Raw genomic sequence first — 26,807 nt, forward strand, 5'->3', positions numbered from 1 at the left:
CCATTGCGAGTGCATGGTTTGAAAACAGCGTCGCGCGTCGTTTTGTGGTTGACTGCCGCCCCGCGGGGTCGGGCGTGGTCGACCCGTTGCCGCCCGTCGATCTAGGTTGCCGAGACGGCAGCTTTTGAGATACAACAGCCGCTCGCATATCAACTGAAACCCACCAGCTTCCACGATTCCCGGGGTGCTTTATACCCTTGACGCGCGGCCAGCTCATCAAGCGTGGATGTTTTAAAGGGAAGTTTTGATGGCTCAAACAACTGCCCCCAGCCGGAACTTGGGATCGGATCTACCGCTAACTGACCCTGCGCAGGACGAGTTCGAGTATGCACCGTTCGCTTCCCAGCTTGCTCAAGCTGTAATGGGCAACATCAATCCTCAGGGGTTAGTTCTGGCTGTTCACGGCAAGTGGGGCAGCGGCAAATCGAGCCTGTTGAATTTCATCAAGCATGACTTGAAAGCGTTGCCGGAGGATAAGCGCCCAGTCTTGGTGGACTTCAATCCCTGGTGGTTCGAAGGCCGGGAGCAGATCGCCACGCAGCTTCTAGAACAATTTTCCGCGCAACTTCCGGACAGGCTGAAGCATGTCCGCACTCTTGCCAAACTTGTTGGCAATTATTCGAAGCAGATCGCTTCGGCTGCGGCGGATTATTCTGGGCATTCCTGGATCAAAACTCCACTGACTTGGTTGCTCGGCAGGTTTCCTGGGTTTAAATTCTTGGCCGAGAAAACTGGTGTGCCTCAGGTCAAGAAGAAAGTCTCCGCTGCCTTGAAGGCCAGTGGCAAGCGCTTCGTTTTCTTCGTCGATGATATTGACCGGCTGACGCCCGACGAAGCTAGAGATTTTTTCCGAGCAATCAAGGCTCTGGCCGATTTCCCAGAGGTGGTCTATCTCCTCTTTTTCGATCGCGAGCAGGTCGCCGAGGCTTTGAGCGCCTCCTTGAAGATGGACGGAGAAGCGTATCTCGAAAAGATCATCCAGGCCCCATTTCATTTGCCAGCGGTCGACAGGAGCCGGTTGCAGCAGAAACTGTTCAAAGAGCTGGATGCGATCATCGAGTCGGGGCCGATGCCATTCGCGTTTGACGATGGCCGCTGGGGCGAAGTGTTCCATGGCGGCCTAAATCGTTGCGTCGAGAAGCCTAGGGACGTTGTCCGTATCATCAATGCGATCTCGGTCGTGTACCCACCGCTAGCGGGGGAGGTTAACCCGGTCGATATCATCGCATTAGAGTTCCTACGTGTCTTTGAGCCGACCGCCTACGCTAGCATTCGCGACGGCAAAGAATTCTTCTGCGGGCGCCTTACCCAAATCGATTACCGCAAGGCAGCCGAGAAGGCATATTTCGAGAAATGGCGGGAGTCGCTTCCAGAAGGCTCGCGCGAGTGGCTGGTCTCGCTGATTGGCAGGCTCTTTCCCAAGGTTACTCAAGCACTTGGAAGCCGCTCTTGGGCCTCCGGTAATGAGGGTGATTGGCGGAAGGAGCTCCGGCCATGCAGTTCCGAATGCTTCGACGTGTATTTCAGGTTCGGCGTCCCGGCAGGGCACATTTCCCGGGCCGAGTTGGATCGCTTGTTAAGCCAAGACACGCCAGAAGAGATGGCCGCGCTGTTGCTCGAAGCGAGGGAGCATGTCTTCCCAGATGGCCACTCAAAAGCTCGCGAGCTGATCGAGCGGCTCTATGACTTCGACGATCTCGAAGCCGGGCAAGCGGCCAAGCTAGTAACCGCACTAATGTCCCACTCACACCTTTTGATTCGCGGAGAGGACGAGCGCGGCTCTTTGACGCCCTTCCGCTGGCGTATTTTCGGCTTGAAAACCAAGCTGATGGAGCGAATCGAGCCGCATGCTCGGCAACAGTTATTGGAAAGTCTCGCAACGTCTTCGCCGGGCCTATCGGGACTGGTGGAAATTGCCGACATGGTGTTGGAGTCCAAAAGTGACCCATCGAAGGCCCCGAAGGGTTTGCTTGACCTTGAGGATGCATTCCCAGAAAACCTTGCCGCCATCGTCGGCAAACGGTTGAATCAAGCCAGTCTCGAAGATCTGTTGTCTATGTCTGCACTCGACGACATCGTCGACAGATGGAAGGCTTGGGGTGACCCGGCGCGCATTCGCGAAGTCTTCGAACCCGTGCTCGAAGACGATCGACTGTTAACTTTGCTCGACAGATTCGTCAGGACAGGTACGAGGCGATCGGGCAACAGGGTGAGAGAAACCTATCATCTCCCCATGGAGACTCTGGCGGTCGTGATGGATCTCGACGCGATGGAGTCTCGAATCCTCTCGCTTCAATCCCGGGGGGACCTTACCGTCCGTCAACGGGCTGCTACCAATCGATATCTGAAAGGCTTACAGCTGATCAGAGAGGGCAAAGATCCTGACGGCTTCTATTTCGAGGACTTCGACGACTGATTCGCTAGATGTGTCGTCACGTCCGCAGGTAAGTCAAGGCGAGATGGTTCAACTTGGCTCCGCGGCGCGCGATTGCGGCGCCGACGGCGATTCACTTTGCTATTCTTTATGAAGATCGATTCACCCGGCCGAGCTCATAACGCTTGATTCGATTCTGGTCTGCTGCGAAGCAGGCCTTTAACGCCTTGCACACAAAAATACTGACAGTTCCCGTTCCCTGCCTACCCTCTACCTAACACCAATCCGCACCACGCTACCCTCACCAGACCTTCGCCTCACGAGAAATCAGCCAATCGCCGGCACGCTTGCCAGCCCTGAGCCACCCGTTAACAGGTGAACGCTCTCCCGCCTCGCGGACCGACTAGAAGCACTACACGCCCTAGCGCGATCGCCCGTACAAGAAACGCGAACAGCTCAACTTTCCGCTTCCCCCGCCGATATACCGCCTGAAGACAGCATCGGATTGAACAGACTCGACACTTGTGGGAGTGGCGAGTCGATCGGGTCAATTTCCGCAGAACGCTGCCCACCGGCCACGTCTTCAAAAAGACCTTTTCAGCTCAAAAAATCTTCCCGGCCCACTAGCCGTGAATGCCAGCACGATAACGAAAGCGAAGGCCGCCACGGGAGCACCCACCAGCTTACCCAGCTATCCACGCCGCGATCAAGGGCGACGCCACCATCCCCAATTCAGTTGCCTTAAAAGGGCGCCTTGAAAATCATGAAACGAATCCATGCCACGTTCCTCGCCGCACTGCTGACCGCTACGATTGCGCCCGCGTGCCAGGCGCAGTACACCACCGACTGGCTAGCAAACACCTATGGGACCAACGCCACCCGCGTGGGCAGCGTCGCGCGCTCCATGTGGGTAGCGCCCGAGGGCGTCATCTACACGGCTTCACTGTGGGACGAAAACGAGGGCGGTGTCGCCATCTACCAGAACGGCCAAAGCACGGGGTCCATAGGAGGTCATGGCGATTTTCAGGGCGGGGCCATCACGGGTAATGCAACTTCAATCTTCGCTGCATTGGCATTCACTACCGCTTACGGAAGCGGCACAGTAGGGCGATACAACCGGACCACCCAGACCCGCGATTTGCTTCTCTCCGTCAGCGCGGCAACGACGACGCAGTTGACCGACGTCATCACGGGGCTCACAACGTCGGGCTCGCTCCTCTATGCGAGCGACTTCCCGGGAAATCGCGTCCGGGTCTACACCACCGACGGCACCTGGCGACAGGACATCAACGTCTCAAGCCCCGGCGCGCTCGCCGTGGACGGCGCAGGAAACATCTGGGTTGCGCAGAAGAGCGCCGCCGCGATCGTCGAATTCAATCCGGCCGGCGTGCAGGTGAACACCATCCAGTTGTCCGCCACCGCTCGACCGTCCGCGCTGTATTTCGATTCGTCGACGGGGTATCTCATGGTCGGGGACGAAGGACCCGACATGAACATCAAGATCTACAACATCTCGAGCACGCCGTCTCTGGTCAGTACGTTTGGCATCCTGGGCGGATACCTCGACACGACTGCTGGAACAAAAGGCCAGGTCGGCGATAAGCGCTTCACACGCATCACCGGCATCGGCAAAGACGCGGGCGGCAACCTGTACGTCCTTAACAATCCATGGGGCGGAAGCTGGGACCTCGGCCGCGACGGCGGCACCGATATCCACTCCTACAGCAGCACCGGCACTCTGCAATGGAAGCTTCAGTCTCTGAACTTCGAGGGCGTCGCCGCTCCGGACCCAGGTACCGACGGCGCCTACTTCTATGGCGGCACCAATCTCTACCGCGGCACCGCTGGAGGAACCTTCGTAGCGAACACGGTCGATCCGATCGACTATCCCTCCGATCCACGGATCAACCTAAACGATGCCTCACGCGATGAGCACTTCGGTCAAGTCGCGGCCGTTGGCACCAACCGGATCCTGGTCGCGTCCGGCCAGAATCCCGATACCTTCTACTTCTTCCACTTCAATAACGCGAATGGCTACATCGCCATACCGGATGGCTCGATTCCAGGGACATTGTTCAACGCGACCGCGCCGGTCAGGGACGGATTCTGCCTTGCCAGCAACGGCGACGTCTGGGCCGGTCTGGACAAGACGAATGCCATCTGGCACTACCCGCTGACCGGCTTCGATGGCACCGGCAAGCCAACATGGGGAGCAGGAATCGCAACGCCCATTCCAGGCACGATCACGCCTTTGTCGCGGATCATCTACCTGCCTGAGAGCGACACCATGATCCTGGCCCAGGGTCTGACCGGAGGTTCAGGTTGGACATCGATTGGAACGAGGGTCGAGGTGTATCACGGCTGGCTCGCAGGCAACACGAGCGCTCCCAACCCCGTGATCAGCCTCACCAGCGTCAATCCCAAGTCGATCACGGCAACCGGTAACTATCTCTTCGTCGGATACGTACACACCGTGCCCAACATCGATGCCTTCAATCTGACCACCGGGAACCTGGACACCACGTTTATCAACAGCAGCCCCGGCACCGTGTACGTGGGCAATGACGTGGACTCCATGTACGGCCTCAGGTCGTACCTTAGCTCGACCGGACAGTACGTGGTCACGAAGGATAACTACAACGGCAGCAGCGTCATTGTTTATCGCTGGACGCCATGATCAACCTGCCGGGCTAGTCGCATCCGCGGCTCATCCCGCGGCGAGCGGCGCCATCGGATGAGCCGCGACCGTCCGGTTTGCTGCGACCCATCAGCGAACTTATCTACCTAACCACGCCAGCGAGGCCTGGCGGACTTCGCTCACGCCATGAATGGTGGCATCCGACATCGGCCGTGCAGACACTCCCATTTAACGAGTAGCATGTCACGACCCGGCAAGAACACATACCGCGCTTGACCGGACCGATCCTGCGCTTGCTCGCGGCATCGCTAGATGCATTTAGCCCCGAGCATCGTAGATAAAAAAAACGTGCCGTAATGGAGGAGACGAAGTATGCGCAAGATGCGCTGGATGGTCATATTTCTATGTTTCTTGGCAATCGCGATCAACTATGTCGATCGCGCGAACCTTGCAGTCGCAGCCCCGCAGATACAGAAGGCGCTCAACATAGGCCCGGCGCAAATGGGCCTGGTCATGAGCGGCTTCTTCTGGACCTACGCGCTGATGCAGATGCCGTTCGGCTGGTTCATCGATAAAGTCGGCGCGCGCGTCGCATTGCCGCTTGCGGTCGGATGGTGGTCCATATTCACCGCACTCACGGCGGCGACCACGAGCGTAGCGGGCATGTTCGGCTGCCGCCTGATGCTCGGCGTGGGCGAGGCGGGCGCTTATCCGGCGTGCGCGAAGCTCGTCTCGCAATGGTTCAAACCGGCGCAGCGCGCGTTCGCCACCAGTATCTTCGATAGCGGCTCGCGGGTCGGCTCCGCACTTTCCATTCCGATTGTCGCGCTGATCATCAGCGGCTTCGGCTGGGAAGCGTCGTTCGTCGCGACGGGCGCGGTCGGCTTGTTATGGGTGCTTGGCTGGTTCCTGATCTACCGCAATCCGTCGCGTGGCGATCTGACCGGCGAGGAAAATGCAGCACCTGTGCCGCGCGAAAAAACAGCGGGTCAGAACGTCACGTGGGCCTCGCTCTTCAGGCATCGCACGCTGTGGGGCATGATGCTCGGCTTCTTCTGCCTGAACTTCGTGATCTACTTTTTCATCACGTGGTTCCCGAGTTATCTCGTGCAGACGCGCGGTTTTTCGCTCAAGTCGCTCGGCACGCTCGGCATGATCCCCGCGCTCATTTCGATTCCGGGCGGCTGGCTGGGCGGCATCGTGTCGGACGCGCTCTATAAGCGCGGCTGGAGCCTGACGAAGTCGCGCAAGACCTGCATGGTCGGCGGCATGCTGCTTTCATCGATCATCACATTGTCGGCGTTCACGACCAGCATCTACGTGATGCTCGCATCGTTTGGAATCGCTTATGGCAGCCTCGCGTTCGCCGCGGCAAGCATCTGGTCGCTTCCCGGCGACGTGGCGCCGACGCCGGATTACGTGGCCTCGATCAGCGGTATCCAGAACTTTGCATCGAACCTCGCGGGCATCGTGATCACCACATTCACCGGCCTCATGCTCGCACTCACCAAAGGGTCATTCACCATTCCGCTGGTTGTCGCGGGCGGTTTCTGTTTTCTCGGTGCGTTCAGTTACCTGGTGATCGTGGGCAAGATCGAGCCGCTTCATGTTCCGGATGCCCAACCGCTGGACGTGGCTGCGTCAGAAGGAGTGGGGGGACGTTAGCGCGGTGGAGTAGGGGGATTTCATGGGCGTCGACGCGACTCGACGGTCATGAAATGCGCACCCGGCAAGCTAACTGGAAGCTTCAGTTTTCGCCGTCGCTATCGGCTGGCGGGTTCAGTCGATGCCGACGGTGATTAGCTTCACGGCCAGGCGGAATCACCCTGGAGCGATCCTGGCTCAAACCGTCATTGCTGCGTCGCATGAGAAAATTTCGCATCGTATGATTTTTCGTTGTATACTTCGTCCCCGATTGAGCAAACGGTTGTGGAGCAAGGCTGGCAGGGTGTTGATCAAACCTCCCGGCGCGCCACTTTCCGGTTCTGCCGGCCGATAGGTTGCTGCAAGCAACTGATCAATCGGCTGCGCTGAACGCGTCTGGATCGTTGCAAAAGATGCAAAAAAGGAGTGGTAGTTCAGTTGGTTAGAATACCGGCCTGTCACGCCGGGGGTCGCGGGTTCGAGTCCCGTCCACTCCGCCAGCATTCACGAGAAAGGCGAACTCCGGTTCGCCTTTTTTATTGCCCGCTGCTGTAACATCGGGCGTTTCGTATTAGGCAGAATCGTCACGCATGCTCGACTTTTTCCGTAATCACCAACGCCTGATGATGGCCCTGTTGATCCTGATCGTCGTGCCAGGATTGGGAATTGTGGGTATCCAGGGCTTCAGCAGTTTCTTCGACGAAAACGCCAACGTCGCCAGCGTCAACGGCCACAAGATCACGCGTGTCGAGTTCGATGGCGCAATGCGCCAGCAAGTCGATCGCGCGCGGCAAATGCTCGGCGGCCAGTTCGACCCGAAGATGTTCGAAACGCCGGAAATGCGCGCATCGCTGATCGACAGCCTCGTGCAACAGCGCGTGCTCGCCGATGAAACCCAGCGCCTCCACCTGACCGCCTCCGACGCAGCCGTGCGCCGCGCATTGCTGGCCGATCCGACTATCGCTTCGCTGCGCAAGCCCGACGGTTCCATCGACGTCGACCAGTACAAGCAATTGCTCGCTATGCAGGGCATGACGCCCGAGCAGTACGACGAGCGCGTACGTTATGGCCTGTCCTCGGACCAGATTCCGGCGAGCATCCAGTCCACGGCGTTCACGTCGAAGACCCTGGCGCAATCGCTAACCGAGATCGCCGAGCAGCGCCGCGATGTTCAAGGCCTGGCGTTCCGCACTGTCGATTACACCGCCAAGATTCAGCCCACCGACGCGCAAGTGAAGTCGTATTACGACGCGCACAGTGCCGAGTTTGCCACGCCCGAGTCCGCGACTATTCAGTACCTGGTGATGTCGCCGGCCACGTTGTCGGCGGCGGTCAAGCCGTCTGACGTGGACCTCAAGAAGTACTACGACGACAACATCGCGCGCTTCAAGACGCAGGCACAGGTGCGCGCGAGCCACATCCTGATCACGGCGCCGAAAGACGCAAGCGCTGCTGACAAAGCGAAGGCCAAGCAACAAGCCGAAGCACTGCTCGCACAGGTGAAGGCGCATCCGGATCAGTTCGCTGAAATTGCACAGAAGAATTCGCAGGACCCGGGGTCCGCTGCAAAAGGCGGTGACCTGGGCTATTTCAGCCGCGGCATGATCGCCGGCGGTTCGTCATTCGACGACGCTGCGTTCGGCCTGAAGAAGGGCGAAATCAGCGGGATCGTGCAGACGGATTTCGGTTATCACATCCTTCAGGCAACCGATGTAAAGCCGTCCGTCACGCAGCCGTTCGACGAAGTGAAGGACGCGATCACGAAGGAAGTTATCGCGCAGCAAGCGGCTAAGAGTCTGGCCGACGATGCGGAAGGTTTCACCTCGACGGTCTACGAGAAGTCGAAGTCGCTGCAACCCGCCGCCGACAAATACAAGCTGCAAATCCAGACGGCGACGGTGGGATCGAAGCCAGATCCGAAACTGCCGCCTGACAGCCCGCTGAACAACCCGAAGTTCCTCGCAGCCGTATTCGCGCCGGACGCCGTCAAGCAGCACAACAACACACAGGCTATCGATATCGGCAACAGCACGCTCATCGCCGGCCGTGTGACGGACTACAAAGCGGCAGCCGTGCCTGCACTCGATACCATCAAGGACGCAGTGCGCGCGAAGGTCGTGGCGGAACAAGCGGCCGAGGCCGCACGCAAAGAAGGAGCCGCCAAACTGGCCGAGTTGCTGAAGTCGAACTCGACGGCAGGTTTTTCGTCGGTATCGAAGGTGTCGCGTAACGACGCGCAGGGCATGCCGCCTGCCGCGCTCGCCGCTATTTTCAAGGCGGATTCGTCGAAGCTGCCAACCTACGTGGGCGTCGATCTCGGTGCGGACGGATACGCTATCTATCGTGTGGACGGTGTCGAGAAGCCTGATCCCGTGACCGCGGACCGCCTGGCCGGCGCGCAGCAGCAAGTCGCTCAGGTCTACGCGCAAGCCGAGATGGAGTCGTACCTCGATTCATTGAAGGCGCGCTCGAAGGTGAAGATCACGAACATGCCCACCACGTCCGATCAGTCGCAATGATTCTCGTGGTCTGACCCGCACCAATAAAAAGCCCCGCCGGTTTTCGCCAGCGGGGCTTTTTTATATCGGGCTTCTTGCTTCTTCTGAGCGTCTTAGGAGCAGATGAAGCCGCCCGATGGAAGCGTTACGAGACCTGTACCAAGGTTAGAGGCATGCCTGGATGTCGCCGGTGGCATCGCTGCCGCCCGAGCCCGCAGCGCGGAAACCGACCCATGTACCCGGGCCCGAATAGTTGGGGCGAACGATGGCAGCCGCGCCGTCTGGCGGTTGCTGACCCGGAACGTAGACGTTGGATGCCATGTCGTTCGCGAGGGTGTCTTGCGAAATCACTTGTTGCTGAGATTTATCGGCCCATTTCTGCGCGATACATTGTGCGACGGCCTTCGGCGGTTGCTGGCTCGTGCCAACCTGACTGACGCCAGGGGACATGGGAGCGGCGCAAGCCGAAATCGCGACGGTCATGGCGAGAATTGGTAAATATTTCACGTTACCTCCTTTCAATGCGCTCACAGCGGAGCCGGGGTTTTTCAGGGTTACGCGAAAGTCTTGATTACTGAATCGTGGCCGTATTCCGCGCATGGCTAAATGCCAACCAGGCGACGCGCTGACAGGGTTCAAGCGGGTTATATCGATGAATTACTTCACTCAGCTATAACCTCCGGTCATTTCAATGGCGCGCCCAGCAAAGGTCTTAAAACTGGCCAGACGTTGTTCAACAGCAAGGGCTGGGCCTGAGGGGTCGGATGAATCTGATCCGCCTGAAACATTTCGGGCTTGTTTTCAATGCCAGCCAATAAGAACGGGACTAGCGGCACGTGTTTTTCTTTGGACAATTGTTCGTAGACGCCGTGAAACTTTTGCGAATAGTCAGGGCCATAGTTAGGCGGAACATACATCCCCACGAGTAAAACTTTCGCGTTGGCGGCCTGTGATTTCTCGATGATGGCCCGCAAGTTCGCCTCGGTGGTCGCGAGCGGCACGCCGCGCAGCGCGTCGTTGGCGCCGAGTTCCACGATGACAATGTTTGGTTTGATGCGGTTGAGCGCAGCGGGCAGGCGGGCGAGGCCACCGCTGGTGGTGTCGCCGCTGATGCTTGAATTGGCGACGCTATAATCGAAATGCTCCTGCGGCAGCTTCGAGCGCAATAATGCAACCCAGCCTGTATCGCGCGGCAGGCCGTATTCCGCGGAAATGCTGTCGCCGAGGACCACGATCGACGGCTTGGCCGCTGCGGCCGAAGCAGTGGCCACAACCGCAGTCGCGTCTTGCGCCGCGTAGGCCGGCGTAACGCCCATGCATGCGATCAATGCAACCCATGCCAGCGGTGCCACAGTGGCGCGCGTTGTCCAGTTCACCTTAAGTCTCTCCATGCAAAACAATATCGAACCAGTCATTGAAGTACGGGGTTTAAGCAAGCGGGTGAAGGACGCGACGGGTGAATTGATCATCCTCGATCAGATCGACCTGTCGATCGAAAAGGGCAGCAGCGTCGCTATCGTGGGTGCGTCGGGATCGGGCAAGTCCACATTGCTCGGTCTGCTTGCGGGATTGGACAGCGCGACAGCCGGCTCGGTTCGATTGCTCGGGCGCGACCTGGGCACGCTGAACGAAGACGAACGCGCGGCATTGCGCAGCGGCTCGGTGGGATTCGTCTTCCAGTCGTTCCAGTTGATGCCGCACCTGACCGCTCTCGAGAACGTGATGTTGCCTCTGGAATTGCGCGGCGACGTGCCGCACAAGGAGATTGCGACCCGTGCACGGGATCTGCTCGAACAGGTCGGCCTCGGTCAGCGGACCGCGCATTATCCCAAGCTTTTATCCGGGGGGGAGCAACAGCGCGTCGCGCTTGCGCGTGCGTTTGTCACACATCCGGCCGTGCTGTTCGCCGATGAACCTACTGGGAGTCTTGATGCCGCAACGGGTTACGCAATCATCGACCTGATGTTCGAGATGAACCGGCGTAATGGCGCCACGTTGATCCTCGTCACGCACGATACCGAACTGGCCGGGCGATGCGACGCCACGGTGACAATAGAAGCAGGGCGCCTGGTGAACGGCTTGAATGTGTAGAGCAGGTTCAGCGCGAGGCGTCTCGCGTCTTCATCAATAGAAGACGCGAGACGCCGTTCAAACTAAAGCGCTTAAAGCCCCTTCAACGCAGCCTGCGCACGCGCGATCAATGCCGATGTCGACGAATCGTGCTTCGTGGGATCGGCCTTGTCGCTGACGATATCGGCTTCCACTACCTTGCCGAGGATCTTGCCCAGTTCCACGCCCCACTGATCGAACGAGTTGATGTCCCAGATCGCGCCTTGCACCAGCACCTTGTGCTCGTACAGCGCGATGACCGCGCCCAAAGTCTCGGGCGTGAGGGCATCGAGAATAATCGTCGTGGTCGGGCGATTGCCGGGGAAGCTCAGGTGCGTAGCAAGATCTTCCTTGCCCGGTCCTGCGACCTTCTTCGCTTCTTCCAGCGTACGTCCGAGCATCAGCGCTTCGCTTTGCGCGAAGCAGTTCGCGAGCAGCTTGGCGTGATGATCGACAAGAGGATGTTCCGGCGTCAGCACGGCAATGAAGTCGATCGGAATCACCGTCGGACCCTGATGCAGCATCTGGTAAAACGCGTGCTGGCCGTTCGTGCCGGGCTCGCCCCAGATCACGGCGGCGGTCGGGTAATCGACCATCGTGCCGTCGAGCCGCGCTGACTTGCCGTTGCTTTCCATCTCGAGTTGCTGGAGATACGAAGACAGGTAGCGCATGGCTTGCGAGTACGGCGCGACCATCACGCTTTGCGACTTGAAGAAGTCGCGATACCAGATGCCGATCGTGCCCATCAGCACGGGCAGGTTGCGTTCGAACGGCGCAGTACGGAAATGCTCGTCCATGGCATGCGCGCCGGCGAGCAGCTTTTCGAAGTTCTCCGGTCCGACCGAGATCACGATCGACAAGCCGACGGTCGACCATAGCGAATAACGGCCGCCGACCCAGTCCCACATCTCGAAGACGTTTTCCTTCGCAATGCCGAACTTGACCACTTCCTCAGGATTCGCCGATACCCCCACGAAGTGCTTCGACAGCGCGTCTTCCGGGCAGCCGTTTTTCACGAACCACTCGCGCATGGAACGCGCATTGGTCATGGTTTCGAGCGTGGTAAACGTCTTCGATACAACGATAGCCAGCGTCTCTTCAGCGTCGATGCCTTTGAGCACGTTGTAGATATCTGCGCCATCGACGTTCGAGACGAAATGCGTGTCCAGACCCGGTTGCGCGAGGTGCTGCAACGCATGCACGACCATCTTCGGCCCGAGATCCGAGCCGCCAATGCCGATGTTCACCACATGGCGAATCCGCTTGCCGGTATAGCCGGTCCACGAGCCGTCGCGAACCTTGTTCGCGAACGCGGCCATCTTGGCTTTTTCAGCGCGGATTTCTTTCTGGAACGGGGAGTTGTCGTCGGTGGAACGCAGGGCCGTATGCAGCACCGCGCGATGTTCCGTGACGTTGACGATATCGCCGGCAAACACGGCATCGCGCTTGTCAGCGACCTTGGCCTGCTGCGCGAGTTCGACCAGCAGCTTGAGCGTGGCTTCGGTGACGCGGTTCTTCGAGAAATCGATGGAGATGCCGCCGCCATCAAAAGTCAGGCGCTCGGCGCGGGACGGCGTTGTATCGTTTTGCGGCGCGAACCAGTCGCGCAGGCGTTCGTCACGGATGGCATCGTAATGCGTCTGGAGCGCCGGCCAGGCAGGGAGCGAATTGAGCGTCATAACGGTCCGTTTATCAGAGGGTGACGGGAAATACGGGTCATCGCGCGGAGTCTGATGAGGGTCTGTCTCGACGGGCTTATCGACCGCTTTATCGACCACCTCGTCAACCACGACACGCGCGAGCTAACAAGTATAGCCACGATGTATGAATGATTGCTTGCAAGGAAGCTGACGCGATTCGTGTTTCGTTCGTCATGGATAAACGCCGCTTGGCGAACGGGGGTGAAGGCGAGCCCGCTCATTCAGCGTGACTTATCTGGCGTAAATCGTGCGTCGTAACTCAAGTAGCGTAAAACAGCCGGTTGAGCAAACTGCGCACCTTTGGCGCGAGTTCGCCAGCGGTCAATCCTGCCGGACCTTCGCCTTCACCGGTCAATTCCTCGGCGGCAAGTCCGTGCAGATACACACCCGCCAGTGCGGCTTCATAAGCCGGCAACCGCTGAGCGAGAAACGCCCCGATCAACCCGCCCAGCACGTCGCCAGTCCCGCCGGTGGCGAGCGCGGCATTGCCGGTAGGGTTCACTGAAACGCGCCCGTCCGGCGAAGCGACGATCGTGCCTGTGCCTTTCAACACAATCACCGAAGCGAAGCGCGCGGCCAGTTGCCGAGCGGCAGCAATACGATCCGCTTGCACCTTTTTCACATCCGATCCGAGCAAGCGCGCGGCTTCGAGCGGATGCGGCGTCAATACGCACGGGTCGCCGCGAGCGCCCCGTTCGGCGACCTTGGCAGCCAGTTTTTCATCCGATGAAATCAGGTTGAGCGCGTCGGCATCGAAGAGCTTGGGGACATCGAGCGCGAGGACATCGATGAGCACTTTCTTCGCTCGCTCGCTCTGGCCCATGCCGCAGCCGACCGCAAGCGCGTTCATCTTGTCGAGGGAGATCTGGTCGACGTGGTGCAGCATCAGTTCCGGATGCGGCGGGTCATAAGGAGGCGAATCGGTGCCGATGAACGCCACGTTGACCTTGCCCGCGCCTCCGTACAACGCCATGCGCGCGGCCAGGATTGGCGCGCCGCACATGCCGGTGTCGCCGCCGAGCACGGCCAGCGTGCCGAACGTGCCCTTATTGGTCGCGTAATCGCGGGGTGGCAAGTGTGAACCGAACAGCGATGGCGCGTTCAGCACGACAGAGGGTTCAAGGGGCGGCTTGACGCCCAGATCGGCGATATAAAGTTTGCCAGTCAGGTCGCGGCCATCGCCGGTGAAATGGCCCGGCTTCGCGCCAATGAATGTGATGGTGTGCGTGGCGCGCACGGCCTGCGCGCGGCCATCGGCGCCGCGGCTGACCGGTTCGCCGGTGTCGCTCGACAGCCCGCTGGCGATATCCAGCGCAAGCACGCCGCCGCTCGCCCTCGAGCGCCGCGACAAGCGCGCGGCGAGCTCCGCGAACTCGCCTTCCAGCGGCCGTCCGAGACCGATGCCGAACATGCCGTCGACCAGCCAGCCGAAGTTATCGAAGGAGGGAGGCGATTCGTTGGTGATTTTCACGCCCGCTTGCCGGGCTTCGGCCAGCGCCCAGCGTGCATCGTCGGGTTTGACTTCCACCGGCATGCAGACTTCTACGTCTATCCCTGCTTGCCGCAAGCGGGCAGCCATCACGAGCGCATCGCCGCCATTGTTGCCCGGCCCGGCCACGATCCAGACCGGCAGCGCGGCAAGATGCGGCGCATGTCCATTCTGGTTCTGATCGATGACAAATTGCGCCGCGGCAGCACCGGCGCGACCCATCAGCGTATTCGCGGGCAGGGACGCCGCTGCGCGGCTTTCAAGCGTGCTGAGTTCACCGAGTGTCAGGAGTACCAGCGCAGAATCGCGTGGCTCGACGTACGGCGATACAGGGGTGTTTGAGACGGGGGAGTCGGTCATGGCGCCAGCGTAGGAGGAGTGCGTTAACTCATCGCAATTATTGCGCCCAAATGGGCGCAAACGCCGGCCAAGGATTCGTAATGTGCATTACGTTCGCGAAAGACGTTTCGTTAGTCCGCTTCGCTGCTCGCCTTCGCTAACCCTTTCGTCGCGCCCCGGACTCGAGCCGAAAACGCTCAAACCTTCCTAAAACCGGTTCATCCGCAGCGCGCGCAGCGTTTCAATAGGCACGTCGGGCGTGATTCCGGAGACCATGGCCGCAACCACCTTGGCCGCCCCGCAAGCGATGCCCCAGCCTGCTGGCCCGTGCGCCGCGTTGATGAACAAACGGGCATGATCGGTCGGGCTTACAACGGGCAAACCATCGGGCGACACCAGCCGGATACCGTCCCAAGCCCGCGCTGCCGATACCTTCGCCGCGCCCGGAATCCAGTCGTGGGTCGCCTGTCCCAACAACGCGAGGGCGCGCCGCGTCATGCTTTCGGTCATCGGCTTGTGCGCTTTCGCCACGCTCTCCAGCACCGCGCCACCAGTCACACGCATGCGCTGGTTGATCCGCGTCATCGTGATGCGTTTCACCGAATCGACCACCGTCATGTGCGGCGCGCGTTCCTCGTAAGCAATCGGCGCAGTCAGCGTGTGCAGGCGCAGCGGATGCAAAGGCAGCGTGATTCCCAGCGTAGCCAGCAAGGCCGGCGTGCCGGTACCGGCTGCGACCACAATGGCGTCGGCGCCGATCAGTTCGACATCGCGGGACTTGCGGCCTTTGCCGTCCACTTCTCCCGCGCGCGGACCAAGCTCCACGGCGGCACGCTGGGTGTCGGCGCGAATGGCCGTCACTTCGCGGCCCAGCTGAAATTGCACGCCGTCGTCTTCCAGCACCTGCTTCAGCAGCTTGGTGAACAACGGGCAATTGGCGGTGCGCGCATCGCCCAGCAATACGCCACCGGCCAGCGGCGGATCGTCGGGAATGGAGTGCTCCGCCACCACGCATTCCTCGGGCGTCAGCACGCGGTGCGGTATCTCGAAGCGTTGCAGCAGGGCGATGGCGGGCTGCGTCAGTTCGAGATCGCGTTCATGGCGGAACACGTGCAGCACGCCGGTGCGCTGTTCGTATTCGAGCGAGTATCGAGCGTCGATATCGGCAATTACGTCGCGCGACAGATCCACCAGCGGGCGCAAAGCAACGTATTGGCCCTTGAAGAGCGCCGGGTCCTGGAATCGCGCGAGTTGCTTCGCGAACTCGCGGGTCTCGGAATTGAAGCCGGGTTTGAACACAATGCCGGTTTTGGCCGCGCGGCGCGTCTGCATGAACGTCGGTCCGAACCACACGTCGAGCGGTGAGGGCAGCACGGAGCCGCCGTGACCGTAGGTTGCGCCCTGCGCAACGGTGGCATGGCGCTCGACCACGCAGACGCGGTGGCCGTTGGCACGCAATTGATACGCGGTGGCGATGCCGGCGATTCCGCCGCCGATGACGATGACATCCATGATTCGTTCTCGCCCGAAGGCGCAAGACCAGACTGGTTCACGAGCCGGCGCCCGATGCGTCAGGGCGTCCGGGATTCGCCGGGATTCTCGTGAGAGAGGCGAACCGGCGTTTGTGCAACAAACGCCGGTCGGGGAAAGCGCGCAATGATAGCGTTAAACGCGTGCCGCCGGGACGCCGCGAGGCGCGGCACAGAGGCGCCGGTGAGCGCCCCCGCGGTTGAAAATCCAGGCGCAGCAAGGCTCCTGAAGCGCCCCGCCCAACGTTCACGAAAACGGTAAGGGCATATTTCAGAGATTGAGCCAGCGCCGTCAGGCCGTTTCGCGACGTGGCTCGGGGTCCGTTTTCGAGACACTTCCGGGTTATAATCCGGGTCTTCTCGCCGCCGATTGCGGCACTGCCGCAATCGGCTCCGACGTCTCTCGTCTCGACGTCTGCCTTGACGTATTCGACGTCCTTTAAGCACCGCGACAATGGCCCACTTCTCGTGTTTCCCCGGCGCTTCGGCCCTCTCCGATTTCCGTCAAACCCGCCTGCTCGAAACATTGACGCGCATCGACCCGGCAATTGTCGGCGTGCGCGGCCAGTATCTGCATTTCGTGAACTCCGTCGATCCGCTCTCCGATGAAGACAGCAATCGCATCCACGCGCTGATGCATTACGGCACGCCGTTCGAGGCCGGCGCCGAGCGCGGCGCGCACGAAACCTTCATGGTCGTGCCGCGTTTCGGCACCGTTTCGCCGTGGGCGAGCAAGGCGACAGATATTGCGCATCACTGCGGCCTCACGCAGGTGCGCCGGATCGAGCGGGGGATCGAATATACGGTGATCCTGAAAGGCGGCTTGCTTGGCAGCGGCATTGGCGGCAAGAAGGCGTTGGGCGAGCAGGAACGCGCGGCGGTTGCCGCTGCGCTGCACGACCGAATGACTGAAAGCGTGGCGCCGTCGCGGGATCACGCGCTGCATCTCTTCGACGAACTGCCGGCACAGCCGCTGCAAGCCGTCGATATCCTGGGTCATGGCCGCGGCGCGCTGGAAACGGCGAACGCGGAACTGGGCCTCGCGCTGGCAGACGATGAAATCGACTATCTCGTCGATTCGTTCAAGCAGTTGGAGCGCAACCCGACCGACGTCGAACTGATGATGTTCGCGCAAGCCAACAGCGAGCATTGCCGTCACAAGATTTTCAACGGGCAGTGGACCATCGACGGCGAGCCGCAGGACATCTCGCTTTTCAACATGATCCGCAACACCGAGAAGCTGAACCACGCCGGCACGATCGTCGCGTATTCGGACAACTCGGCAATCATGGAAGGCGGCACGGCCGAGCGCTGGTTCCCGCGTGGATCGAAAGAACATTACGGCCGTCACACCGAATTGACGCACACGTTGATGAAGGTCGAGACCCATAACCATCCGACCGCCATTTCGCCGTTCGCCGGGGCTGCAACAGGCTCGGGCGGCGAGATCCGCGACGAGGGCGCGACCGGCCGTGGTGCGCGTCCGAAGGCGGGGTTGGCCGGTTTCACGGTATCGAATCTGGACTTGCCCGATGCACGCCAGCCGTGGGAAAACGCCCGCGACAGCGCCGTGCCGGTGCCGCAGCGCAATCCGTCGGATACCCACGAGCCGTACGGCAAGCCGGAGCGAATTGCGTCGTCGTTGCAGATCATGATCGATGGCCCGATCGGCGCGGCCGCTTTTAACAACGAGTTCGGCCGGCCCAATCTGGGCGGCTATTTCCGCGCGTATGAGCAGAACGCCGCCGGTCGCGTGCGGGGTTATCACAAGCCGATCATGATCGCGGGCGGCATCGGCAATATCTCGGACCAGCACACCCACAAGATGGATTTGCCGGCGGGATCGTTGTTGATTCAGATCGGCGGTCCGGGCATGCGGATCGGCATGGGCGGCGGCGCGGCAAGTTCGATGGCGACCGGCGCGAACACCGCGCAACTCGACTTCGATTCCGTCCAGCGCGGCAACCCGGAAATCCAGCGGCGCGCGCAGGAAGTCATCAATGCGTGCTGGCAGTTGGGCGCCGAGAATCCGATCCTGAGCATCCATGACGTGGGCGCGGGCGGGTTGTCGAATGCGTTCCCTGAACTGGTCGATGGCGCGGACAAGGGTGCACGCTTCGAATTGCGTCGCGTGCAGCTTGAGGAATCGGGGTTGTCGCCGCGAGAAATCTGGTCAAACGAAGCTCAGGAGCGTTACGTTCTTGCCATCGCGCCGGACAGCCTGCCGGCCTTCGAAGCCATCTGCACGCGTGAACGCTGCCCGGTAGCGGTGGTGGGCGTCGCGACGGAAGAACGCCAGTTGCAGTTGATCGACGACGTGAAGAGCGCGGATCAAACGCTCGAACCCGTCGATATGCCCATGGAAGTCCTGCTCGGCAAGACGCCGAAGATGCATCGCGATGTGAAGCGCGAAGTCCTGAAGTTCGAACCTGTCGATGTGACCGGAATGGTGTTGTCCGAGATCGCGGTGAGCGTGCTCAAGCACCCGACGGTCGCCAGCAAATCGTTCCTGATTACCATCGGCGACCGCTCGGTGGGCGGCACGACGGCGCGCGACCAGATGGTCGGCCCGTGGCAAGTGCCGGTCGCCGATTGCGCGATCACCACCATGGATTACGCGGGTTATCGTGGCGAAGCAATGACCATTGCCGAACGCACGCCGCTCGCCGTGATCGATGCACCCGCATCCGGCCGCATGGCGGTGGGCGAAGCGGTGACGAACATTGCGTCGGCGCCAATCGAATCGTTGAACAAGCTGAAGCTCTCCGCCAACTGGATGGCCGCGTGCGGCAGTCCGGGCGAAGACGCGGCGCTGTTTGACACGGTGAAGGCGATTGGCATGGAGTTGTGCCCGGCGCTGGGCATCAGCATTCCGGTCGGCAAGGATTCGCTGTCGATGCGCACCAAATGGCAGGATGCGACGGGCGCGGCGAAGGAAGTCGTATCGCCGGTGTCGCTGATCATCTCGGCGTTTGCGCCGGTTGAAGATGTACGCCGTCAGCTCACGCCGCAGTTGCAGCCTGGCACGGACACGGTGCTGATCTCGATCGACCTCGGCCGTGGCAAGAATCGACTTGGCGGCAGCATTCTGGCGCAAGTGACGCAGCAGATCGGCGATACGGTTCCTGACGTCGACGACGCCGAGGACCTGAAGCGTTTCTTCAACGCGATCCAGTCGCTCAATGCTGCGGGCAAGCTGCTCGCGTACCACGATCGTTCCGATGGTGGCCTCTGGGCGACTGTCTGCGAAATGGCGTTTGCGGGACACGTGGGGGTGTCGCTGAACGTCGATATGCTGATCCTCGATCCCAACCACGAATCCGATTACGGCGATGCCAAGGATTGGGCGAAGCAGACCAGCGGCCGTCGTGAAGACCGGACCATTCGCGCGTTGTTCACCGAGGAATTGGGCGGCGTGATCCAGGTGCCTCTGGCGGATCGCGATGCCGTGCTGGCTGTGTTGCGCGAACACGGGCTGTTTGGTTGCAGCGAAGTGATCGGCAAACCGAACGAGCGTGACGCAATCGAAATTTATCGAGACGCGAAGAAGATTTACGACGCGCCGCGCCATGAATTGCAGCGTGCGTGGAGCGAAGTGAGCTGGCGCATCGCACGGTTACGCGATAACCCCGCCTGCGCCGATGCCGAATACGACGCGTTGCTCGATCCCGCTGATCCGGGCATTTCGCCAGTTTTGACTTTTGATCCGACGCAGGATGTATCGGCTCCGTTCGTTGGCAAGGGAGCGCGTCCGCGCGTCGCTATCCTGCGCGAGCAGGGTGTCAATTCGCATCTGGAAACGGCTTACGCGTTCGACCGCTCGGGGTTCGACACCCACGACGTTCACATGAGCGATCTGCTGGAAGGGCGAGTCACGCTGGCGGACTTTGCGGGTGCGGTGGCGTGCGGCGGTTTCTCTTACGGCGACGTGCTCGGCGCGGGCGAGGGCTGGGCGAAGACGATTCGTTTCAATCCGCGACTGGCTGATATGTTCGAGGCGTTTTTCGGTCGCTCGGACACCTTTGCTCTGGGCATCTGCAATGGTTGCCAGATGATGAGCAGCCTCGCTTCGATGATCCCTGGCGCCGATGCATGGCCGAAGTTTACGAGGAACAAATCGGAGCAATTTGAAGCGCGATTTGCATCGGTTGAGATACAAAGCTCGCCGTCGATATTCTTCGCCGGGATGGAAGGTTCGCGGATTCCGGTGGCCGTTGCGCATGGTGAAGGCTTTGCGGATTTCTCGCAGCAGGGCGATTCTGCGAACGCGTTAGTCGCCATGCGTTTCGTCGATAACCAGGGCGCTGCAACCGAGCGTTATCCGTTGAACCCGAATGGGTCGCCGGAAGGGATCACGTCGGTGACGACGTCTGACGGCCGTTTCACTGTCCTCATGCCGCACATGGAGCGGGTGCACAGGACCGTGCAGATGAGCTGGACGCCTGCTGATTGGACCGCAGACGCAAGTCCGTGGTTGCGCGCGTTCCAGAACGCACGGCGCTGGGTGGGGTGAAGCCGCGCGGTGCTCCTTTCATTCAGGAAGAGGGCACCGCAACGTAAGTCAGAGCCCAATGAAAATGCCCCGCTTGACGCAAGCCAGCGGGGCATTTTCACATCGGCTGAAATCAGCAATTACTTGATAACAGCCTTCTTCTGCAAACCTTCTTCGAAAGCCTGCAGCTTTTCCTGCTGAATCTGCTTCGCAATCTGATCCTTCACTTGCTCGAGCGGCGGCGGGGCGACATCGCGGATATCGTCCAGACGGATGATGTGCCAGCCGAATTGCGTCTTCACCGGCTCGTCGGTCATCTCGCCTTTCTTCAGCTTCTCAGCAGCAGCGCCGAACTCCGGCACATACGCCTGCGGGCTTGACCAATCCAGGTCACCACCATTCTTGCCCGATCCCGGGTCCTTCGAAAACTGCTTCGCCAGATCTTCAAAACTCGCGCCCGCCTTGATCTTCGCAATCAAGTCCTTAGCCTGGGCTTCGTTGTCGACCAGGATATGGTGCAGGTGATATTCCTTGCCGCCGCCAACCTGCTTCACCATGTCGTCGTAACGTGCCTTGATCTCGGCATCGGTCGGCGCATTGTTCTTCACGAAATCTTCAATCAACGCGCGCAAAACCACGGTCTGCTGAGCAACGGCAATTTGCGCCTTCACGTCGGGACGCGTGGCAATACCGCGCCGCATGGCTTCCTGCATCAGGATCTCGCGATTCACCAGCTCTTGACGCACGGCCGCCTGCAATTGTGGCGTGTCCTGCTGACCCTGCTGGACGAGTTGCGCGACAAGCGCATCGACACGGGACTTCGGAATCGGCGTGCCGTTCACCACGGCAATGTTCTGAGCAAACACGGGCGCCGCCGCGAACGCGGCCAGCAACACCCAGATACGGGGATTTTTTAAAATCATCAATGGTTCCTGATCAGAATTAATTGGGACTTTTCGCCATTTCCCGAGAAGCCCCGTCCTGTATGGCTTCTCGGTGATCAACCCCAGCACTGGCGGGCTTCACAGGCTGTTCAACACTCCGACTGGTGAAACCATATCGGACCATATGCAACCATATCAGACCAACGTTTAGTGTAGTATTTCGGCCTACACCAGCCAGAAAACTACACCGATCAAATACCATGAAATTCGACAAAAGAAAGATCGCGCAACTTGCGGCGGGATCGAACGAATCAATCGACGGCTTTCCCGGTCTGCGGATCGCGGTGACGAAGACGAAACGGACGTGGTTCTATCGCTACCGGGTCGACAAAGCCCTGAAGCAAGTCAAGCTCGGCGAGTGGCCCGCGATGGATTACGCGGCGGCGATCAGCGCGTGGAAAACTGCACGCACGGCACGCGAAAACGGCATTGATGCTGCGGCCGAAAAGAAAGCCAAGCGCCAGCCCGCCAAAGCCGAAGTTTCCGCGCCAGTAGTGTACAGCGTGCGAAAGCTTTGTACCGACTACCTGGGCAAGCTGGAACGAACGAGAACGCCGCTAAGTTTGGCGGCTGTTACCGCGATGTTTCGCCGGTCTATCGAGCCGATCGCGAACCGCGAGCCGCACACCATCACCCGCGCCGAAGCGAACGACCTTATCGAAGGGCTCGCAGACCGGCCCGCGATCGCGGCGAAGCTGAAGGCGAATTTAGGCGCGGCCTGGGAAAACGCAATAAATTCCGGGCGCCTACCGGACACGACGCCTAATCACTGGCGCGCGGTGTTTCGCGGTCATGGCGCATTGCGGTCTACCGGGCACGTTCGCGGCGGCGAGAAAACGACAGAAAGGCGGGTTCTTGACGATGCCGAAGTGGCGTCGATCTTCGCATGGCTCCCGAACACGACGGACCTGTTGAGCGACGTCCTGACGCTTGCGCTGTTCACGGGCGCTAGATCGGGCGAGATTGTGCAAATCGAAGGGAAAGAGGTAAGGCGGGAAGGTGACGGCGTGTTGTGGCTTACGATGAAAAAATCGAAGACCAAAAACCGCAACCGTCCGAGCGCGACGGATTTACGCGTGCCGCTGATCGGCCGGGCTGCGGCGATCGTCGAGCGGCTGAAGCTGGCGCGCGGTGAAGGCTATCTTTTCCCCAGCGTGCGTAGAGCCGGGCACATCGCACAAAACAGTGTCGGCGAAGAACTGGCAAAGCGCATGAAATATCATGCAAGGCGCATCAACGACGGCCTGACTGTTTCAGGATGGGCGCTGCACGATTGCCGACGTACAGCGCGGACCATGCTCGCCAAGCTGGGCTGTCCGCACGAAATCGGCGAAGCGATCCTTTCTCACGTTCTCGCGGGCGTTGCAGGGGCATATAACCGGCACTCATACGACGAAGAGCGCGTGCAGTGGCTTACGGCGCTGTCGGACAAGTGGGAAAGTCTCGCGGCCGGTTCAGTCGGAGCCGACAGGTAGCATGTCCGCGACGGTGCGCGAGTCGAGCCATGAATCCAATTCGCGCACCAGGAAGCCGACTCGCTGCGGCGACAGTTCGCGCGGCTTCGGAAAGCTTCCGGTCGCGACCATCCGGCGGATACCAGTAACGGACAGCGCGACGTAGGCCGCAGCGGCATCGATAGCGAGCGCGCCGGGCTTCGTGGTGACGACGGGATTGTGTTTTGGCATGTGCACGGCTCCAATAAGGCTTAAGGGAGCCCGCGCACGTTCTCGGCGGGGTTGCTTCTATGGGGTATCGATACCGGGTCTGCCCGGCAAAGGCGTGAAGATCACGACGTTAGCTGTATCGTCACCGGGTCAGCCCGTGACGTAATCCAGAAGAGAGCCCATTATGCCGCGCGAGAAATAAGTTAGGAAGTTGGATTTCGATTTATTCACCCAACTATCCGAAAGCCGCGCCAGCAAAGGGATACAGCCTAATAGTTGTATAATTATAATAATTATTGATCGTCTATATTTATATACACACTATGCTCCTATATGGGTTTGGCGGGCCGTTTTAACTCCCACTCCAACTAACTATCCAACTTTGCGCGTCGACAGTTGCCTGTGGCGTGATGTTCGGTGGCAAAATGTTCGCACGAAAATACCAGAAGCGGGGGCTAGATGGCGTGCGATCCACAGTCGGGCTGGATAACTGCAATGCAAGTCGGCGCCGCTGCGTTATCTCCGATCATCGCGGTAGTGGGCGGCTGGATCGCTTGGCAACAGGTTCGCATAAACAGGAACAAGCTCAAGCTCGATCGGTTCGACAAGCGCTATTCGATCTATGAAGCTTCAATGAATTTTGCAACGTCAATTATTGCTGATGGCAAGCTGACCTCCGCTTCATACGAAGAGTTTCTGGCCCAGACGCGCGGCGCACGATTCCTCTTGAACAAAGAGATGGCCGACTATCTGGAGCAACTAAACACGAACGCAGTCAAGTTGAACGGCGTACTGCACTCACAGGAGCGCCCATCGATCACGGAAGAGCAGTGGGCGAAGTACGGCGATCGTATAACGGAAATCACGACGTGGTTTCAGCAACAGCTAGAAGTAATCCCGGAGAGGTTGGGGCCGTTCCTTTCGGTTAAGGATATCTGACGTCAAGACATTGGCTTGCCACAAGAGCCCGTCGACATCTGTCGGGTGCGCAAGCGATTGCCTCCAAAGGGCGGTAGCCTTGCAAAGTAAACAGCGCTAGAGAAACCCATTGCTAAATTGTATTGCAGCCATCACCGCCGCGTACTTGCCACCAGCCATCTTGCAGACGCCGTTTCCCAACTGGGTCGTGGTCTCGGGCGGCTCCCCTCCTTGGTATCTCGACGCATTGAAGGCAGGGATAGGATCACTCTTCGGTGCCGCAGTTGCGTTCTTATTCGCCGTTCGACATCGCCAGATGCAGGAGCGAAAAGCGAACCTACAGGCAGGAAACCTTGCGCTGTTCAAGTTGCGCACCATCCAGCGACGGACCGGCGAGTTACGCCTTGGTGTGAGGCACGAAATCGCGGTGACACGAAAGGTCTTTTCGGACACCCCGACATGGTCGCTAGTAAAACCCTTGCTGCTGAACATGGATGACATCGAGGTATTTGATTTCGACAGCCTGTCCTTCCTACTTGACAGCGAGTCCGGAAGAGAAGCGGTCAAGCATGTGAAGTACGCAGAGGAATTCTTCTCCGCACTCAAACTCGTATTCACGCATCATCAGGACACGGCTGTCGAATTTCAAAAATCCACCGTTGACCTGCGACGCATAAATCAGAACGCATCCTGGGAACAAATCGAGGAACACGTAGGTGCAGAACTTATTGCACGGCGCATTTCCCTCTTCCTTTCACTCTTGCAGCAGGTCGAACAGAATCCGGCGATCAACAAGACCTGCTTCACGAAACTCGAAGAGGCGATGCGAGAACGTTTCCACGCACGAGTGTGGACGCTAGACATCGACTTCGATCCGAAGTCACCGCGCGCCGAGCCCAATCTCCCGCCGCTACCCGAGGACTTGAAGAAAGTTGTCGCAGCATTCCCGAGGTAGAGGCCGTCGACTTGAAGAGTTCGCATTTTTGGGCGTTTATTGCCGCGTCTGGCGGGCAATTTAAATGCTAAAACTTGCGTTCAAGGCCCGAAAGAGTAAGCGTCTCTTCCGCCGTCGGCTTCAGGTTGCGGACGCCTTGCACAGACTCACCCCGGAGCATGCGAAGCGCTCGCGCGCGCAGCGGCAATCCGGCGGCATTACCAGCACACACCGCCAGAAGCGATTCGCGCACGACCGGCAACAGTTCGAGCATATCGGCCTTGTTCTGTTCGGTCAGGTTTTGAGCGTTCATTTCGACTTCCTCTTCAGTTTGTGAGCAATCGCCTGGATGGCATCACGTACCTGTATCGCGGCCAGCACCACGCCCACAGCACCCCAGCATAGAGCGATACAAGTACGCGCAATCACGCCTTCGTGGTCTTGATCGATCATTTCCATCCCGCCAGCGCATGCCGCAGCGTGGCAACCGTTCCGATCGTCCATCCATTAGGCAAACGGTAATGCCCGCGCCTGGACAGTTCCCCGTGAAGCAGTCGAGCCGCGCCGTCTAGGTTACGGAAACCGTGGCGCTTCGCTTTCGTGGCGGCTTCCGCTAGGCAGGTTTCGACGATATGGCGGTAGTAGGGATCACGGCGCAGCGTATCGGCTACCTGTTCGCGATCGGGTCGTGTCCAGCGACCCCGGTGCACTCTCATGCGGACACCTTGACGGCACTGGCGCGAATGTCTGCAAGCATTAACTCCTGGTACTTGTACGGCAACAGTGCGGACGTTTTCACAGCATGTTCCGCCCATTCTTGCCAGCCTTCAACGATCGACGCCCAACGTTCCGCGCCGCGCCCGGATATCGTTGCATTGACGCTTGCATCAAAAACGGATTGCGGAATTAGATCGATAGAGCGCAGATACGAAAGGGCGGTCATGTAGCTGCGAACGCGTTGAACCATATCCAAACCTTCCGCGAACGATGCGCCGTGCACGAACGAGCAGGACAAAGCGCGAAATCCCTTGGCGAACGATAGGGAGATCGGGCTATATACGCGACTCCGACACACAACAAAGTGCCCGGAAAACATTTGAAGCTTTCCAGAATCTGGATTGTTCGAGCCGCAGGAAACGAACCTTACTTCGTCTAGTCCGAAGCCCCTATTTCGCTGGTCGTCTTTGAACCGGCACGCGTGAAGAAGAGCAAAAAGACCGGCTTCACGATGCCCGCTGACGAATGCTGAATGTTCCATATTTAAGAATCCTATGTAATACAAAAAGTGCGGCTTCGTGATGACAGCCGCGTATCGGTTATTCAGCGGCTTTCGGTTCGACTGCGGCTTCGGCTTCCAATGCGGCTTCCAATGCGGATTCGACTTCCGGTTCAGACGCTACCGGCGCGGGTTTGCATGTCTTCACGCGCGGCGTGGTGTCGAACAATTTGCCGTGCATGGTGTCCATCGTTCCGCCCGCCAGCGATTCGCCCTTGAAAGATTCTCGGTCCGTGCTCATGGTTTGTTTCTCCTGTTG

21 protein-coding genes and 1 tRNA gene are annotated in these 26,807 nt (G+C 59.6%); 10 read left to right on the top strand and 12 right to left on the bottom strand.

Annotation, left to right across the window (positions count from 1 at the left end; genetic code table 11):
* Positions 1–247: 247 nt before the first annotated feature.
* From FH08_RS0115940 to FH08_RS0115960, 5 genes are all read left to right on the top strand, one after another.
* The gene (locus FH08_RS0115940) at positions 248–2,416 is read left to right on the top strand and encodes a KAP family P-loop NTPase fold protein (RefSeq protein ID WP_031359273.1); all 2,169 of its coding nucleotides are present in this window, start codon (positions 248–250) and stop codon (positions 2,414–2,416) included.
* Positions 2,417–3,137: 721 nt separating this feature from the next.
* A complete protein-coding gene (locus FH08_RS0115945; protein WP_063177211.1) occupies positions 3,138–5,051 on the top strand; it encodes an SMP-30/gluconolactonase/LRE family protein in 1,914 nt (637 codons plus the stop codon).
* Positions 5,052–5,384: 333 nt separating this feature from the next.
* Positions 5,385–6,677 (top strand): MFS transporter, encoded by a 1,293-nt coding sequence (locus FH08_RS0115950; RefSeq protein WP_035566347.1) that lies wholly within the window; start codon positions 5,385–5,387, stop codon positions 6,675–6,677.
* A 402-nt stretch (positions 6,678–7,079) separates the two neighbouring features.
* A tRNA-Asp gene (locus FH08_RS0115955) sits at positions 7,080–7,156 on the top strand.
* Between the two features lie 90 nt (positions 7,157–7,246).
* Positions 7,247–9,175, top strand: coding sequence for a SurA N-terminal domain-containing protein (locus tag FH08_RS0115960; RefSeq protein ID WP_031359276.1), 1,929 nt, complete (start codon positions 7,247–7,249; stop codon positions 9,173–9,175).
* 144 nt (positions 9,176–9,319) lie between these two features.
* On the opposite strand, the gene FH08_RS0115965 is transcribed toward FH08_RS0115960, so the two are convergent.
* Both FH08_RS0115965 and FH08_RS0115970 read right to left on the bottom strand, forming a co-directional pair.
* Complete coding sequence (locus tag FH08_RS0115965; protein ID WP_031359277.1) at positions 9,320–9,661, bottom strand: hypothetical protein; 342 nt, start codon at positions 9,659–9,661, stop codon at positions 9,320–9,322.
* A 176-nt stretch (positions 9,662–9,837) separates the two neighbouring features.
* A complete protein-coding gene (locus FH08_RS0115970) occupies positions 9,838–10,545 on the bottom strand; it encodes an arylesterase (protein ID WP_031359278.1) in 708 nt (235 codons plus the stop codon).
* On the opposite strand from FH08_RS0115970, the gene FH08_RS0115975 reads away from it, so the two are divergent.
* Entirely contained in the window at positions 10,544–11,245 is a 702-nt protein-coding gene (locus FH08_RS0115975) for an ABC transporter ATP-binding protein (protein ID WP_031359279.1), read from the top strand. The genes FH08_RS0115970 and FH08_RS0115975 overlap by 2 nt on opposite strands.
* Positions 11,246–11,316: 71 nt before the next feature.
* On the opposite strand, the gene pgi is transcribed toward FH08_RS0115975, so the two are convergent.
* From pgi to FH08_RS0115995, 3 genes are all read right to left on the bottom strand, one after another.
* Positions 11,317–12,942 (bottom strand): glucose-6-phosphate isomerase, encoded by a 1,626-nt coding sequence (gene pgi, locus FH08_RS0115980; RefSeq protein ID WP_031359280.1) that lies wholly within the window; start codon positions 12,940–12,942, stop codon positions 11,317–11,319.
* 280 nt (positions 12,943–13,222) lie between these two features.
* Entirely contained in the window at positions 13,223–14,812 is a 1,590-nt protein-coding gene (locus FH08_RS0115990) for an NAD(P)H-hydrate dehydratase (RefSeq protein ID WP_031359281.1), read from the bottom strand.
* A gap of 186 nt (positions 14,813–14,998) precedes the next feature.
* Positions 14,999–16,303 (bottom strand): FAD-dependent oxidoreductase, encoded by a 1,305-nt coding sequence (locus tag FH08_RS0115995; protein WP_031359282.1) that lies wholly within the window; start codon positions 16,301–16,303, stop codon positions 14,999–15,001.
* A gap of 471 nt (positions 16,304–16,774) precedes the next feature.
* Between FH08_RS0115995 and purL the strand changes: the two genes are divergently transcribed.
* Entirely contained in the window at positions 16,775–20,833 is a 4,059-nt protein-coding gene (gene purL, locus FH08_RS0116000) for a phosphoribosylformylglycinamidine synthase (protein ID WP_031359283.1), read from the top strand.
* A gap of 119 nt (positions 20,834–20,952) precedes the next feature.
* Here the strand turns inward: purL and FH08_RS0116005 are convergent, their stop codons facing one another.
* Positions 20,953–21,735: a peptidylprolyl isomerase gene (locus FH08_RS0116005; protein WP_031359284.1), complete on the bottom strand. Its 783-nt coding sequence runs from the start codon at positions 21,733–21,735 to the stop codon at positions 20,953–20,955.
* Between the two features lie 221 nt (positions 21,736–21,956).
* Between FH08_RS0116005 and FH08_RS0116010 the strand changes: the two genes are divergently transcribed.
* Positions 21,957–23,231, top strand: coding sequence for a tyrosine-type recombinase/integrase (locus tag FH08_RS0116010; protein WP_031359285.1), 1,275 nt, complete (start codon positions 21,957–21,959; stop codon positions 23,229–23,231).
* Here the strand turns inward: FH08_RS0116010 and FH08_RS0116015 are convergent.
* Positions 23,211–23,441, bottom strand: coding sequence for a helix-turn-helix transcriptional regulator (locus FH08_RS0116015; RefSeq protein ID WP_031359286.1), 231 nt, complete (start codon positions 23,439–23,441; stop codon positions 23,211–23,213). The genes FH08_RS0116010 and FH08_RS0116015 overlap by 21 nt on opposite strands.
* 474 nt (positions 23,442–23,915) lie before the next feature.
* Between FH08_RS0116015 and FH08_RS0116020 the strand changes: the two genes are divergently transcribed.
* Both FH08_RS0116020 and FH08_RS0116025 read left to right on the top strand, forming a co-directional pair.
* The gene (locus FH08_RS0116020; protein WP_031359287.1) at positions 23,916–24,359 is read left to right on the top strand and encodes a hypothetical protein; all 444 of its coding nucleotides are present in this window, start codon (positions 23,916–23,918) and stop codon (positions 24,357–24,359) included.
* A gap of 109 nt (positions 24,360–24,468) precedes the next feature.
* Positions 24,469–25,293 carry a hypothetical protein gene (locus tag FH08_RS0116025; protein WP_031359288.1) on the top strand — a complete coding sequence of 275 codons (825 nt, stop codon included), beginning with the start codon at positions 24,469–24,471 and terminating at the stop codon, positions 25,291–25,293.
* A 67-nt stretch (positions 25,294–25,360) separates the two neighbouring features.
* Here the strand turns inward: FH08_RS0116025 and FH08_RS0116030 are convergent, their stop codons facing one another.
* From FH08_RS0116030 to FH08_RS0116045, 5 genes are read right to left on the bottom strand one after another with little or no spacing between them, the layout of a single operon-like run.
* Entirely contained in the window at positions 25,361–25,585 is a 225-nt protein-coding gene (locus FH08_RS0116030) for a hypothetical protein (protein WP_031359289.1), read from the bottom strand.
* Complete coding sequence (locus FH08_RS52570) at positions 25,582–25,725, bottom strand: hypothetical protein (RefSeq protein WP_160172476.1); 144 nt, start codon at positions 25,723–25,725, stop codon at positions 25,582–25,584. The genes FH08_RS0116030 and FH08_RS52570 overlap by 4 nt, the downstream gene beginning before the upstream one ends.
* Positions 25,722–25,988 (bottom strand): hypothetical protein, encoded by a 267-nt coding sequence (locus FH08_RS51885; protein ID WP_152602841.1) that lies wholly within the window; start codon positions 25,986–25,988, stop codon positions 25,722–25,724. The genes FH08_RS52570 and FH08_RS51885 overlap by 4 nt, the downstream gene beginning before the upstream one ends.
* Positions 25,985–26,530, bottom strand: coding sequence for a hypothetical protein (locus FH08_RS0116040; protein WP_152602842.1), 546 nt, complete (start codon positions 26,528–26,530; stop codon positions 25,985–25,987). Before FH08_RS0116040 ends, FH08_RS51885 begins: the two co-directional genes overlap by 4 nt.
* A 58-nt stretch (positions 26,531–26,588) precedes the next feature.
* Positions 26,589–26,789, bottom strand: coding sequence for a hypothetical protein (locus tag FH08_RS0116045; RefSeq protein WP_031359291.1), 201 nt, complete (start codon positions 26,787–26,789; stop codon positions 26,589–26,591).
* Positions 26,790–26,807 lie beyond the last annotated feature (18 nt).

The organism is Caballeronia sordidicola (assembly GCF_000729995.1).
GTDB lineage: Bacteria > Pseudomonadota > Gammaproteobacteria > Burkholderiales > Burkholderiaceae > Caballeronia > Caballeronia sordidicola_A.